Below are 13,707 nucleotides of genomic sequence, written 5' to 3'. Positions count from 1 at the left end.
GGTCAGCCCTGCTTGAACAGCCCTTCGGGCTTGCAAAGAAGTATGAACGCCATCAGCAGATACACCAGCACGCCTGCCGCGGACGGAAACAGCACCTGGCCGAAGGTTTCCACCACGCCCACCAGCATCGCGGCCAGGAAGGCGCCACGGATCGAGCCTATGCCGCCGATCACGACCACCACGAAGCAGATGATCAGCACGCCGTTGCCCATGCCGGGGTAGACCGAGGACACCGGCGCGGCGATGCTGCCCGCCAGGGCCGCCAGCGCCACGCCGGCCGCGAATACCAGGCGGTAGAGCTTGTTGATGTCTATGCCCAGCGAGCCGATCATTTCGCGGTTGCTGGCGCCCGCCCGCAGCATCATGCCCAGCCGCGTGCGCGTGATGACCCAGTACAGCAGCAGCGCCACCGCGATGCCGACGGCCGAAATGAACAGCCGGTAGACCGGATAGGTCATGACATCGCCCAGCGCGATGCTGCCTTGCAGCCAGGCGGGCAGGGGCACGCCGTGCACGTCGTTGCCCACCAGGATGCTGCGCAGCTCTTCGAAGACCAGGATCAGGCCGTAGGTCATCAGTACCTGCTGCAGGTGGTTGCGCTTGTACAGGTAGCTGAAGAAGGCGGCTTCCAGCAGATAGCCCAGTGCGCCGGCGGCCAGCACGCAGATCGCCAGCGTGGCCAGGAAGCCGCCGCCCAGCCAGCGGTCGACGGCCGGTCCCAGCGCGAACGCCATGTACGCGCCTATCATGTAGAAACTGCCGTGGGCCAGATTGATGATGCCCATGATGCCGAAGATCAGCGTGAGTCCGCTGGCCACCAGGAACAGCAGCAAGCCGTACTGGAATGCGTTCAGGCTTTGGATGAGCAGGATGCTGATGTCCATGGGGCCTCCCTGTGGCGGATTGCGGTCAGCGTCAGAGCTTGCAGCCGCGGGCCGGATCGGCCAGCTTCTTCACCGCGACATCGACGACCTTGTTCTCCAGCCCGTCGACGCGGCGCAGATAGATGTCCTGCACCGGGTTGCCGGCGCTGGACAGCGTGAAGGGGCCGCGCGGGCTGTCCACCGTGGCGCCGCGCATGGCCTTGCGGAAGTCCTCCTTCTTGGCGAAGTCGCCCTTGACCGCGGCGAGGCCCGACTGCATTAGCTGCGCCGCGTCATAGCCCTGCACCGCGTACACATCGGGCTGCGCCTTGTAGGCCTTGCTGTAGTCGGCGCGGAAGGCGTTGTCGCGCGGCGTGTTCAGGCCGTCGGCATAGTGCAGGGTGGTCAGCAGGCCTTGCGCGGAAGCGCCCTGGGCTTCGAGTGTGCCGTCGGTGAGGAAGCCGGAGCCGTACAGCGGGATGGTCTTGCCCAGGCCGGCTGCATGGTAGTCCTGCACGAACTTCACGGCCCCGCCGCCTGCGAAGAACGTGAACACCATGTCCGGTTTGAGCGCCGCGATCTCGGTCAGCAGCGGCTGGAACTCCACGTTGGGAAACGGCAGGCTCAGTTCCTTCACGACCTTGCCGCCGGCCTTCTCGAAGCCTTCCTTGAAGCCGCCGATGGCCTCGTCGCCGGCCGCGTACTTCCAGGTGATGGTAACGGCCGTCTTGTGGCCCTTGGCAAAGGCCACCGGGCCCATGGCGTAGGCGGGCTGCCAGTTGGTGAACGAGGTGCGGAAGATACCCGGGCTGCACAGCGGGCCGGTGATGGCATTGGCGCCCGCGTTGGTCACGATCAAGGTGGTGTCGGCATCCTTGGCGGCCTTGGCCAGCGCCATCGCCACGCCCGAGTGCACGGTGCCGATCAGCACGTCGACCTGGTCGCGCTTGATCAGCCGATTGGCGTTTTCGGCGGCCTTGGCGGGATTGGACTCGTCGTCCACCTTGAAGTATTCGATCTCGCGTCCGCCCAGCTTGCCGCCTTGCTCGGCGACGTACAGCTTGAAGCCGTTCTCGATGGCGTTGCCCAGCGCGGCGTAGGTGCCGCTGTAGGGCAGCATGAAGCCGACCTTGATCTTGTCGGCGGCCTGGGCGCCGGTGGCGGCGAGCGTCAGAGCCGCGGCGAGCGCAGCCCGGGTCAGGGCGTGGTTCATGGTTAGTCTCCGTGCTTGTTATGGGCCGACGCGAGGTCAGCGGGGTTGTGCCAGGCCGCCGACGAAGCCGGCGATGGCCTGGATAACGCGGGCCGGCTGGTCCTTGTGCGCAGAATGGCCGCAGTCGGGGATTTCCAGCAGTTCGGTCTGGGGCGCGAGCCGGCGTATGCCGCGGATCTGCGCCAGGGTGCCGTATTCGTCGTCCAGGCCCTGGATGGCAAGCACTGGACAGGCGATGCGGGACAGGTATTCGTCCAGGTTCCAGCGGCGGAACGCGGGGTCCAGCCAGATGTCGTTCCAGCCCCAGAATGCCGAGTCCGGGTCCGCGTGATAGCGGCCCAGCCGGGCGCGCAGGTAGGTTTCCAGATAGGCCTGGCGCGCCTGCGCGATGCTGGCGACCGAGACGTCTTCGACCAGGATGTGCGGGGCCGCGGCCACCACGCCGGCGACGGCGTCCGGATGCATCGCGGCGTACAGCAGAGCGATGGAGCCGCCGTCGCTGTGGCCAAACAGTACCGGCTTGTCGCGCGCGGCGTCCACGTCCAGGGCGCGCAGCAAGGCGGGCAGCACCTCGCGCGCCTCGGTGTGCATGAAATCCACCGGCCGTTTTTCTTCGGGTGGCCGTGGCGTCGATTGCCCGTAGCCGTAGCGCGAATACACCAGCCCGCGGCAGCCGGCCGCCTCGCAGACGCGCCGGGGCCAGTCCTTCCACATGGACACCGAGCCCAGCCCTTCGTGCAGGAACACCAGCAGCGGCGCGCCGGCGCGATCGGACTCGAGCCACTGGCATTCCAGGCGCAGGTCGCGCCCGCCGGCATGGAACTCGGCAAAGACGGTCTCGGCCACGTCGCACGCGCTCATAGCGTGGCCTCTTCCAGCTGGCGCAGGCGGAAGCGCTGTATCTTCCCGGTGGCGGTCTTGGGCAGTTCCTCGGTGAAATTGATCTGGCGCGGATACTTGAACGGCGCCAGGTGCTGCTTCACGTAGTTCTGCAAGGCGGCGCCGGTCTGGGCGTCGGGCTCGAAGCCGGGACGCAGCACCACATAGGCCTTGGTCTTGACCAGGCCGTCATGGTCCGGCACGCCGATCACCGCGGCTTCCAGCACGGCTTCGTGCTGCACCAGGATGTTCTCGACCTCGACCGGCGACACGTACTGGCCGCTGACCTTGATCATGTCGTCGCTGCGTCCGGCATAGGTGTAGTAGCCGTCCGCGTCGCAGGTGTACTTGTCGCCGCTCTTGAGCCAGTCGCCCAGGAAGCATTGGCGGGTCTTGTCGCGGTTGTTCCAGTACATCAGGGCCGCGCTCGGGCCTTTGATGTAGAGGTCGCCGATGGCGCCGGGCGGCACCAGGGCGCCGCTGTCGTCGCGCAGCTGCACTTCATAGCCGGGCACCGGCTTGCCCGTGGTGCCGTAGCGCAGCTGCCCGGTCTGGTTGGAGATGAAGATGTGCAGCATCTCGGTGGAGCCGATGCCATCCAGGATCTCGCAGCCGAAGTGGCGCGTGTAGCGTTCGCCGATGTCGCGCGGCAGGGCTTCGCCGGCCGACGTGCAGATGCGCATGGCCACCTGTTCGCGCGGGGGCAGGTCGGGCGAGGCCAGCATGCTGGCGTACAGCGTGGGCACGCCGTAGAACACCGTGGGCCGGTGCCGGGTCAGGCGCTGGAACACCGCCTGCGGCGTGGGGCGTTCGCCCATCAGGATGACGGTCGCGCCGACCGATAGGGGAAAGGTCAGCCCGTTGCCCAGGCCATAGGCGAAGAACAGCTTGGCGGCCGAGAACACCACGTCGTCCTCGCGGATGCCGAGCACGGGCTTGGCATAGAGTTCGGCGGTATGCCACAGGTTGCCGTGGGTGTGGACCACGCCCTTGGGCTTGCCGGTGGAGCCGGAGGAATACAGCCAGAAGGCGATCTCGTCGGACAGGGTGCGCGCCGCGGGCGCAAGCGGCGCCGCCGCCAGCAGCGATTCGAATTCGCGCGCGGCCTCGGGCAGAGGGCCGGCCGGCTGCGAGACCACCAGATGTTCGACGTCGGCCGAAGCCTGCGCCAGCGCCGCCTGCACCACGGGCAGCAAGGTGCCCGACGCGAACACGGCGCTCACGCGGCTGTGGCCGATGATGTAGGCGTAGTCGTCGGCGGTGAGCAGGGTGTTCACGGCCACCGGCACCACGCCCGCATGCAGCGCGCCCAGGAATACCACCGGCCAGTCGACGCTGTCCTGCATCAGCAGCAGGATGCGCTCCTCGCGCCGCAGGCCCAGCTGGCGCAACGCGCCGGCCATGCGCGCCACCCGCTCCGCCAGTTCGCCGTAGCTGATCTGGCGCGTGTCGTCGATGTAGGCCGGCTTGGCCGCGCGCGGCGCGTTGAGCGCCGCCAGGTGGCTGGCGAAGTTGAGTTCGGCGGGACAGGCGTTCACGGTTGTCTCCTGATGTCCTGTGGGTGGGGCCGCGCGGTGTGTTTTTTTCTGGCGGCAAGGCGGCGCTAGGACCGCGTGAATTCGATGGCGCCGCCCGGAAGCAGGTACAGCACCAGGGCGCGGCCGCCGCTCACGGTCGGGCTGTGCGCGCTGCCGGGGCCGTAGACCAGCCAGCCGGCGCCGTGGCCGTCGAAACGGGCGCCCTCGGTCAGCGGCATGATCATGTCGATCTCGCCATTGGGATGGGCGTGGTGGGGGCCGGCCAGATCGTTCATGTCGACCACGTCCACCGAGCAGTCCGCCAGGTCCGGCGCCGGCTTGATGACGCGGCCATAGCGGATGCCGCCGCCTTCCCGGCTGCACATCCAGCCCTCGGCCACGCCCTGCCTACAGGTGGCGTATATCTCCTGGAACAGGGCGCTTTGGGGGCCAGCTTCGCGGTTCAGGCTTTCCTGCAGCGCGGCGTCCAGCGGCTGGCCTTGCGTCAGGCGCGCGACCTCGCGCATCAGGGCATGGAATTGGTCAGGCGTACTCACCGGGCTCCTCCTTTACACTGTCGGCGCTTCAGAATCGAGATGAAATCGACTGCTGTTTTTTTGCGCATGAGCCGAGCCGCTTTGGACTCGATGAAGGAAAAATAGTGCTTCCATTGATTAGGGTCAAGCACTATAGTGCATAAAACGTGGTAATCAGGGTTTTTGCGGAGTCACGTAAACATGAATCAAGCGCTAGACGCGGCGCCATCCGAACCCAGGCGGGAAGCATTCCTGGTGGCATTGGGCGAGCGGGTGCGGCGCCTGCGGGCCATACGCGGCATGACCCGCAAGGGGCTGTCGCAGGTGACCGGCGTATCGGAGCGTCATCTGGCCAACCTGGAGCACGGGGTGGGCAACGCCTCCATCCTGGTGCTGCTGCAGATCGCCCGAGCCTTCAACTGCGCGCTGGCCGAACTGGTGGGCGACGTCACCACCGAATCGCCCGATTGGCTATTGATCCGCGAACTGCTCAGCGGCCGCACGGAATCCGATCTGCAGCGCGCGCGCGAGGCCCTGACCCAGCTGTTCGGGGTGGGAGCGGGCGCGCAGCGCCCCAATCGCACCCAGCGCGTGGCGCTGATCGGCCTGCGCGGCGCGGGCAAGTCCACCTTGGGCCAGATGCTGGCCGACGATCTCGGCTATCCCTTCGTGGAGCTGAACCGCGAGATCGAGCGCGTGGCGGGATGCAGCATCCTGGAGATCCACAATCTGTACGGCCCCAACGCCTATCGCCGCTACGAACGGCGGGCGCTGGAAGAAGCCGTGCAGATCTACCCGGAAATGGTACTGGCCACGCCAGGCGGGCTGGTGTCCGAGCCGGCCACGCTGAACCTGCTGCTGGCGCATTGCTATACGGTCTGGCTGCGCGCCACGCCCGAGGAGCACATGGGCCGGGTCATGGCGCAGGGCGACTTCCGCCCCATGTCGGGCAACAACGAGGCCATGGCCGACCTGAAGCGCATCCTGGCCGGGCGCGAGGCCTTCTACGCCAAGGCGGATCTCACCTGGGTCACCAGCAACCTGGAGGTGCAGGAGAGCTTTGCCGGCCTGCGCACCCAGGTGCGCAAAGCCTGCGGCCTGCCGCTATAGGCTGGCTCGATGCCGGCCTGGCCGGTAATATGCATTTTTGTGCATGCCCCGCTTGACGGGGCTTTTTTTGTCCTCTAATCTGCACAATAATTCATGTGGTGCAGTATTTTTCCTGTTTTGGCAGGCGTACGAGGAGACACACTATGAGCAGCACCCTCAATCGGGTTGATTTCCGGACCGATCCCGAGCAGTACCGCCACTGGCGCCTGAGCTTCGACGGCCCGGTTGCCACGCTGGCCATGGATGTCGCCGAGGACGGCGGCCTGCGTCCGGGCTACAAGCTCAAACTGAATTCCTACGACCTGGGCGTGGACATCGAACTGCACGACGCCTTGCAGCGCATCCGTTTCGAACATCCGGAAGTACGCACCGTGGTCGTGACCAGCATGAAGGACCGCATTTTCTGTTCCGGCGCCAATATCTTCATGCTGGGTTTGTCCTCGCACGCCTGGAAGGTGAACTTCTGCAAGTTCACCAACGAAACCCGCAACGGCATCGAAGATTCCAGCCGCCACAGCGGGCTGAAATTCATCGCGGCGCTCAATGGCGCCTGCGCCGGGGGCGGTTATGAGCTGGCGCTGGCCTGCGACGAGATCATGCTGATTGACGACCGCTCGTCCGCCGTCGCGCTGCCCGAGGTGCCGCTGCTGGGCGTGCTGCCGGGCACCGGCGGCCTGACCCGCGTGACCGACAAGCGCCGCGTGCGCCACGACCACGCCGACATCTTCTGCACCCTGGTCGAAGGCGTGCGCGGCCAGCGCGCCAAGGACTGGCGCCTGGTGGACGAGGTGGTCAAGCCGGCCCGCTTCGAGGAGGCCGTGCGCGAACGCGCGCAGGCGCTGGCGCAGGGCAGCGACCGCCCGGCCAGTGAGCAAGGCATCGCGCTGACGCCGGTGCAACGTACCGAAAGCGCCGACGGCCTTTCCTACCGCTATGTGGATATCCAGTTGGACCGCGAGAAGCGCCAGGCCACCTGGACGGTCCGCGCGCCCGAAGGCGCGGTGGAAACTGAACTGCGGGACATCGTCGCTGCCGGCGCCGCCTGGTGGCCCTTGCAAATGGCGCGCGAACTGGACGACGCCATCCTGACCATGCGCACCAATGAGCTGGACATCGGCACCTGGACCCTCAAGACCGAGGGCGACGCCGCGTTGGTGCTGGCTGCCGATGCCGCCCTGCAACAGCATGCCGACCACTGGTTCGTGCGCGAAACGGCCGGCATGCTGCGCCGCACGCTGGCGCGCCTGGACGTCACCTCGCGCAGCCTGTTCGCGCTGATCGAGCCGGGCTCCTGCTTTGCCGGCACCTTGCTCGAACTGGCGCTGGCCGCCGACCGCAGCTACATGCTGGACAACGAGGACGAATCCGCGCCCGCACAGATCGTGGTGGGCGCGCGCAATTTCGGCGCCTATCCCATGGTCAATGGGCAGAGCCGGCTGCAGCGCCGCTTTTACGAAGAGGAAGGCCCCTTGGAAGCGGTGCGCGCGCGCGCGGACCAGCGGCTGTCGGCCACGCAAGCGCTGGAGCTGGGCCTGGTCACCTACGCGCCCGACAACATCGATTGGGACGACGAGGTGCGAATGATGCTGGAAGAGCGCCGCGCGCTCTCGCCCGACGCCCTGACGGGCCTGGAAGCCAATCTGCGCTTCGGCGGCCAGGAAACGATGGAGACCCGCATTTTCGGCCGGCTCACCGCCTGGCAGAACTGGATCTTCAACCGCCCCAACGCCGCCGGCGACAAGGGCGCGCTCAAACTGTACGGCAAGGGCGAACAAGCCGCATTCGACTGGAACCGGGTCTGACGGCCCCGCGACACCGCGCCGCGTGACCGCGGCCACCCCAAGGAACAGGAGCGAGACATGTCTGGAATCAACTACAGCGATAAGATCCCCAACAACGTCAATCTGTCCGGCGACCGCACCTTGCAGCGCGCGCTGGAGCATTGGCAGCCCAACTACCTGCAGTGGTGGCAGGACATGGGGCCCGACGGCTCCCATGGCTTCGACGTCTACCTGCGCACGGCGGTCAGCGTGCAGCCGGACGGCTGGGCGCACTTCAACCACGTCAAGATGCCGGATTACCGCTGGGGCATTTTCCTGGCGCCGCAGGACGGCCAGCGCAAGATCCATTTCGGCGAAAACATGGGCCGCGACGTCTGGCAGGACGTACCTGGCGAGCACCGCGCCAACCTGCGCCGCATCATCGTCACGCAGGGCGACACCGAGCCGGCTTCGATCGAGCAGCAGCGCCACCTGGGCCTGACTGCGCCATCGCAGTACGACCTGCGCAACCTGTTCCAGATCAACGTCGAGGAAGGCCGCCACCTGTGGGCCATGGTCTACCTGCTGCATCGCTACTTCGGCCGCGACGGCCGCGAAGAGGCCGATGCGCTGTTGCAGCGCAGCTCGGGGGATTCCGACAACCCGCGCATCCTGGGCGCATTCAATGAGAAAACGCCCGACTGGCTGGCCTTCTATATGTTCACCTACTTCACCGACCGCGACGGCAAATTCCAGCTGTGCGCGTTGGCGGAGTCCAGCTTCGATCCGCTGGCGCGCACCACCAAGTTCATGCTGACCGAGGAAGCGCACCATATGTTCGTGGGCGAGTCCGGCATCTCGCGCGTCATCCAGCGCACCTGCGAGGTCATGAACCAGCTCAAGACCGACGATTCGGCTAGCGTGCGCGCGGCCGGCGTGATCGACCTGCCCACCATCCAGCGCTATCTGAACTTCCATTACAGCGTCACCATCGACCTGTTTGGCGCGGACCAGTCGTCCAATGCCGCCATCTTCTACGGCTCGGGCCTGAAGGGCCGCTACGAAGAGAGCAAGCGCACCGACGACCACCAGTTGAAGAACGACACCTACCGCGTGCTGACCGTGGAAAACGGCCAGCTGCGCGAGACCGAGGTGCCGATGCTGAACGCCTTGAATGAAGTGCTGCGCGACGACTTCATCCGCGATTCGGTCGCCGGCATCGGCCGCTGGAACAAGGTCATCGAAAAGAGCGGCGTGCCGTTCCGGCTGCAGGTGCCGCACAAGGCCTTCAACCGCCAGATCGGCACGCTGGCCGGCATACGCATGTCGCCCGAAGGCGAGATCCTTTCCGAAGCGCAATGGCAGGCCAACAGCCACAAGTGGCTGCCCACGCCCGAGGACCGCGCCTTCGTCGCATCGCTGATGGGCCGCGTCACCGAGCCGGGCAAGTTCGCCAACTGGATCGCGCCGCCCGTCATGGGCATCAACCGCCAGCCGGTGAATTTCGACTACGTCCGTTTCAACTAAAGCGGGGCGGCGGCCGCGCCCGCGGCCGCCTACCGGAGCATGGGGAAGACCGAGATGAACGCTCCCTTACCAGCAGAAGTCCTGAAGCAGCATCTGATCGATCCCGAGATCTGCATCCGCTGCAATACCTGCGAAGAAACCTGTCCGATCAAGGCGATCACCCACGATTCGAACAACTACGTGGTGGATCCCGAGATCTGCAACGGCTGCATGGCCTGCGTGCCGCCTTGCCCCACGGGGGCCATCGACAATTGGCGGCTGATGGTGCGCACCGAAGCCTATGGCCTGCAGGAACAACTGGGCTGGGAAGAACTGCCGGGCGAGAAGGCGCTGCCTGAAGCCATGGCCGCAGCCCCCGCAAGCGACGAGCCGGATGCGGCCGAGGCAGCCATTGCGTCGCCGCCGTCCGTCGCGCCCGGCGCCACCGTTCCGCCCTGGTCCGCGGCCCATCCCTACGTCAACCTGTACACGCACAAGGCGCCGATGACGGCGACCGTGGTCGGCAACTACCGGGTGACCGGCGCCGACACGGAAAGCGACATCCACCATATCGTGCTCGACTTCGGCGAACTGCCGTTTCCGGTGCTTGAAGGGCAGTCCATCGGCATCCTGCCGCCGGGCGTGGACGCGCAGGGGCGGGCGCATCACGCACGCCAGTATTCGCTGGCCAGCCCGCGCGACGGCGAGCGGGCGGGCTACAACAATCTTTCGCTGACGGTGAAGCGCGTCACCGAGGACCATGCGGGCGCGGCCGCCCACGGCGTGTGCTCGAACTACCTGTGCGACCTGGCCAAGAACGACAAGGTGCAGGTGATCGGGCCGTTCGGGAATACCTTCCTGATGCCCAACCATCCCCGCGCCAATCTGATCATGATCTGCACCGGCACGGGTTCGGCGCCCATGCGAGCCATGACGGAGCGCTACCGCCGCCGCATCGAGACCGGCGAAAACGGCAGGCTATTGCTGTTTTTCGGCGCGCGTACCGAGCGCGAACTGCCGTACTTCGGGCCGCTGATGAAGTTGCCGCGCGACTTCATCGATATCAATCTGGCGCTGTCGCGCGAGGCCGGACAGCCCAAGCGCTACGTGCAGGACCTGATCCGCGACCGCGCAGGCGCGGTGCGCGAACTGCTGGCGGACCGCAACACCTGCATCTACGTGTGCGGGCTGAAGGGCATGGAACTGGGCGTGCTGGACGCCCTGCGCGAAGTGACGATGCAAGCGGGCCAGGATTGGTCTATCCTGCATGATGCGTTGCGCCGCGAAGGGCGCCTGCATTTCGAAACGTACTGAATCCACAAACATGCGTGGCAATCGGCGCGCCATGGCGCGCCGATTTCATTTGCGGGGGGAAACCACAAAATGAAGTTCGCCGAGTTCAAGGACGGCATGATCATCAAGGGCGGTCCGGTCAACGTGACGGAGCCCGAGATCCTGGAGTTTGCACGCAAGTTCGATCCCCAGTGGTTCCACACCGATCCCAAGCGCGCCTCGGAAGGCCGCTGGGGCGGGCTGATCGCCAGCGGCTGGCACACCTGCGCGCTGGCCATGCGCATGGCGGTGGACGCGGCGCTGCACGATTCCGAATCCTTCGGCTCGCCCGGCCTGGGCGAGGTGCGCTGGCGCACGCCGGTGCGTCCCGGCGACACGCTGCGCCTGGAAGCGCGCGTGCAGGGCGTGCGGACCTCGTCGTCGCGCCCGGACCTGGGCATCATCACCTGGGCCTGGACGGTCCTGAACCAGCACGACGAAGGCGTGCTGGAACTGGACGCGACCAGCCTGTTCGACCTTTCCGGCGAGAACTGAGCATTGCGCCCTGAGACCTCGGGGCTTCAGGGTCCGAGGTCCGGGGCCGGACTCATGCCCGCGGTCGCGTCCTCGAACCCGCCGCGCTAGCGCTTGGCTGCCTGCTTGAGAATGGCGGCCGCGTCCGGACCGGCTGCGGCCTTCCATGCAGTTACCGAGTCCGCAGCCGCATCCTTCAGCGCCTTGCGCACGGGCAAGGGCACGGACGTATTGATCGCCACGCCATTCTTGCGCATGTTGGCGTAGTTCTGCTGCAGTCGCCCGTCGATGCGCTTCCATTGCTCGGTTTCGGTCTGCGCCGCGGCCTGGTCGATGGCGCGGCGCGTGCGCGCGTCCAGGGCCTGGTAGGCTTGCAGGTTCATCGTCGCCACCGAGATCGGCATGGCGTAGTTGATCTCGGCGAAGTTGGGCAGGTGTTCCCACAGCTTGCGGCCCGCGCCGCCGTCGCCCGACGACAGCACCGCGTTCACTTCGCCCGAGGCGATCAGCGGCATCGCATCCGCAAAGGAGACATTGCGCGCCTGGGCGCCGGCCTTCTGCATGACGTCCTGCGAGGTGGCGTCGTAGGTGCGGATGCTCAGCTTTTTCAGCGCCGCCACGCTGTCCAGCTTCTGCTTGGACCAGATGCCCGACGCCGGCCACGGCGTGGTGTAGAGCAACTTCTGCCCGTGCGCCGCCAGCAGTTTTTCATAAGCGGGCCTGGCGGCCTTGTTCAGATTGCGGGCCTTGGACAGAGAGTCCGCCAGAAAGGGCAGGGACGACACGCCGAACAAGGGGTATTTGGTGGCCAGCGCGCCGGCGAAGGCATCGCCCGCATCCACCTTGCGCGCTTGCACCGCATCGATCATGTCGGCCGACTTGATCCCCTTGGACGCGTCAAAGCTGGCGTCGATGACCACATTGCCCGCCGTCTTGGCGCGGACCAACTCGGCAAAGGTGGAGACGCCTTGCCCGGGCATGGAGGTGGCCGGGTATTCGGTGGTCATGGTGAGGGTGGTGGCGGCATAGGCGCCATGGGCGAGAAACGCCATGGCGATGCCCGTCATCAGGCGGAAAGTAGGACAGCCTTGCATGCGCGGCTCCTGGTCGGGTGGGAAACCTGGTCCGGACACGGGGGGCGCGGGAGCGCCGGGGCGCGCGTGCCTGGCCGATGCCGCAAAGCGTACGGCTTGCGCAAGGGCTCGCCTATACGGGCTTTCGGCAAGGCGAGGGTTGTTGCGGAGCAGCGGCCGAGCGCCGATTACTCGATAGGCAGGCCGTGCATCTTCAAGAAGGAAAGCTTGTCCCAGTAACCCCGTTGGAACACGATCCTGCCGCCGCGCACGGTGAAGAAGCCGCAGCCGCGCAGGCCCAGAGGATCGCGCCACTCCAGGGCCGCGACCTCCCCGGCCTCATGGATCGTCTCCACGATGCAGGTCATGTCGGCCTGGGAGAACTCCCTTTCGAACATGGCGCGTATGGCCTCGCGTCCGACGATGGGTTCCTGGGTGACTTGGTGGTTCACGGCTACTTCATCGTAGAGCTCGGCCAGCCCGGCGGCATCGGCGGCATTGAACCGTAAGACCCATTCTTCGATCAGTTGCCGCGGAGTCATGTGTGGTTCCTTTTGGGGAGGGGCGGACCTATGTTGTAAACGAATTTTGGGCGGCTCAGCCAGAGCCGTCACAAGATATCAAAAATTGCGCATAGATGCGTGGATTTTGTGATGTAATGTACTGTAATTACTGGAAAAAATGCCAGTTTATTATTAAGGTTACCTAGTAGAATTATGTGCTCTCTTGGAGGTAAAGTATGAAGCTGGAAGATCGCATGAGTCGCTCGATCAAGCAGCGCGCAGGCGTCGTCGTCTTGCGCTCAGACTTTGCCGACATGGCGAGCGACTCCCAGATCGGAAGAGTCTTGGCCCGCTTCGTGGATGACGGGATGCTTGTGCGCGTCAGCAAAGGGGCTTTCGCCAAGACCCGCATCAACAAGTTCACAGGCAGACCAAGCCCCGCGGGAACGCTGGAGGCGATTGCAGCGGAGCTTTTTCGCAAGCTCAAGATCTCCGTGGAACCGAGCGCGCTCGTAGCCGAATACAACAACGGCAAGTCGACTCAGATTCCCATGGGGGCGACTGTCAATACGGGACGCCGGCGCATCACGCGAAAAGTGATTGTAGGGAGCAGCACGCTGATGTATGAAAAGGATCTCAGACGAACTGAAGTCTGATATTGAAGACGCCGCTACAGCAGGCCTGCTGGGATCCTTGCCGCCGTGGCTACACGCCTGGTCTTCGCCGGCGGGACCTGCCTTTCGAAAGCGCACGGGCTGGTTGAGCGGATGTCCGAAGACATCGTCTGAAGCCGCTGCTCTACGCTGTGCAAAAGCCGGATTTCGAAACCTGCTATGCAGTCTTTGCGCGTGCTGCAGAGCAGTTGCTGAATCACCCCGCCTGACCTGCAACCTTCCAACAGCACCGGTATCCGGGATGCGGGCACAGCGCTCGCTGTCCAC

General features: G+C 65.6%; 14 protein-coding genes. 7 read left to right on the top strand and 7 right to left on the bottom strand.

Annotated features, from left to right (window positions below; translation table 11 throughout):
• Window positions 1-2: 2 nt before the first annotated feature.
• The 5 genes from AXYL_RS24935 to AXYL_RS24915 form a co-directional block, all read right to left on the bottom strand.
• The gene (locus tag AXYL_RS24935) at window positions 3-884 is read right to left on the bottom strand and encodes a branched-chain amino acid ABC transporter permease (protein ID WP_013395648.1); all 882 of its coding nucleotides are present in this window, start codon (window positions 882-884) and stop codon (window positions 3-5) included.
• Window positions 885-915: 31 nt separating this feature from the next.
• Window positions 916-2,076, bottom strand: coding sequence for an ABC transporter substrate-binding protein (locus AXYL_RS24930; RefSeq protein WP_013395647.1), 1,161 nt, complete (start codon window positions 2,074-2,076; stop codon window positions 916-918).
• A gap of 36 nt (window positions 2,077-2,112) precedes the next feature.
• Window positions 2,113-2,937: an alpha/beta fold hydrolase gene (locus AXYL_RS24925; RefSeq protein WP_013395646.1), complete on the bottom strand. Its 825-nt coding sequence runs from the start codon at window positions 2,935-2,937 to the stop codon at window positions 2,113-2,115.
• On the bottom strand, window positions 2,934-4,493 hold the full coding sequence (locus tag AXYL_RS24920; RefSeq protein ID WP_013395645.1) for a benzoate-CoA ligase family protein: 1,560 nt from the start codon (window positions 4,491-4,493) through the stop codon (window positions 2,934-2,936). The genes AXYL_RS24925 and AXYL_RS24920 overlap by 4 nt, the downstream gene beginning before the upstream one ends.
• A 65-nt stretch (window positions 4,494-4,558) precedes the next feature.
• On the bottom strand, window positions 4,559-5,029 hold the full coding sequence (locus AXYL_RS24915; RefSeq protein WP_013395644.1) for a DUF4863 family protein: 471 nt from the start codon (window positions 5,027-5,029) through the stop codon (window positions 4,559-4,561).
• A 180-nt stretch (window positions 5,030-5,209) separates the two neighbouring features.
• Between AXYL_RS24915 and AXYL_RS24910 the strand changes: the two genes are divergently transcribed.
• The 5 genes from AXYL_RS24910 (at window position 5,210) to AXYL_RS24890 (ending at window position 11,211) form a co-directional block, all read left to right on the top strand.
• Entirely contained in the window at window positions 5,210-6,118 is a 909-nt protein-coding gene (locus tag AXYL_RS24910; protein ID WP_013395643.1) for a helix-turn-helix transcriptional regulator, read from the top strand.
• Window positions 6,119-6,261: 143 nt separating this feature from the next.
• Entirely contained in the window at window positions 6,262-7,920 is a 1,659-nt protein-coding gene (gene boxC / locus AXYL_RS24905; protein ID WP_013395642.1) for a 2,3-epoxybenzoyl-CoA dihydrolase, read from the top strand.
• A gap of 57 nt (window positions 7,921-7,977) precedes the next feature.
• On the top strand, window positions 7,978-9,405 hold the full coding sequence (gene boxB, locus AXYL_RS24900) for a benzoyl-CoA 2,3-epoxidase subunit BoxB (protein WP_013395641.1): 1,428 nt from the start codon (window positions 7,978-7,980) through the stop codon (window positions 9,403-9,405).
• A gap of 54 nt (window positions 9,406-9,459) precedes the next feature.
• Window positions 9,460-10,698, top strand: coding sequence for a benzoyl-CoA 2,3-epoxidase subunit BoxA (gene boxA / locus AXYL_RS24895; protein WP_013395640.1), 1,239 nt, complete (start codon window positions 9,460-9,462; stop codon window positions 10,696-10,698).
• Between the two features lie 69 nt (window positions 10,699-10,767).
• Window positions 10,768-11,211, top strand: coding sequence for a MaoC family dehydratase (locus AXYL_RS24890; protein ID WP_013395639.1), 444 nt, complete (start codon window positions 10,768-10,770; stop codon window positions 11,209-11,211).
• Window positions 11,212-11,297: 86 nt separating this feature from the next.
• Here the strand turns inward: AXYL_RS24890 and AXYL_RS24885 are convergent, their stop codons facing one another.
• Both AXYL_RS24885 and AXYL_RS24880 read right to left on the bottom strand, forming a co-directional pair.
• A complete protein-coding gene (locus AXYL_RS24885) occupies window positions 11,298-12,284 on the bottom strand; it encodes a TRAP transporter substrate-binding protein (RefSeq protein ID WP_013395638.1) in 987 nt (328 codons plus the stop codon).
• A 167-nt stretch (window positions 12,285-12,451) separates the two neighbouring features.
• The gene (locus AXYL_RS24880) at window positions 12,452-12,805 is read right to left on the bottom strand and encodes a nuclear transport factor 2 family protein (protein ID WP_013395637.1); all 354 of its coding nucleotides are present in this window, start codon (window positions 12,803-12,805) and stop codon (window positions 12,452-12,454) included.
• A 197-nt stretch (window positions 12,806-13,002) separates the two neighbouring features.
• On the opposite strand from AXYL_RS24880, the gene AXYL_RS24875 reads away from it, so the two are divergent.
• Both AXYL_RS24875 and AXYL_RS35480 read left to right on the top strand, forming a co-directional pair.
• Window positions 13,003-13,422, top strand: a complete 420-nt coding sequence (locus AXYL_RS24875; RefSeq protein WP_013395636.1) for a DUF6088 family protein — start codon at window positions 13,003-13,005, stop codon at window positions 13,420-13,422.
• 45 nt (window positions 13,423-13,467) lie between these two features.
• Window positions 13,468-13,554 carry a nucleotidyl transferase AbiEii/AbiGii toxin family protein gene (locus tag AXYL_RS35480; RefSeq protein WP_413772876.1) on the top strand — a complete coding sequence of 29 codons (87 nt, stop codon included), beginning with the start codon at window positions 13,468-13,470 and terminating at the stop codon, window positions 13,552-13,554.
• The last annotated feature ends 153 nt before the right edge of the window (window positions 13,555-13,707 follow it).

It is taken from the genome of Achromobacter xylosoxidans A8, assembly GCF_000165835.1.
GTDB lineage: Bacteria > Pseudomonadota > Gammaproteobacteria > Burkholderiales > Burkholderiaceae_B > Achromobacter > Achromobacter xylosoxidans_B.
Note: the sequence above shows the minus strand (reverse complement) of the source record. Positions and strands in the feature narration are given on the sequence as shown.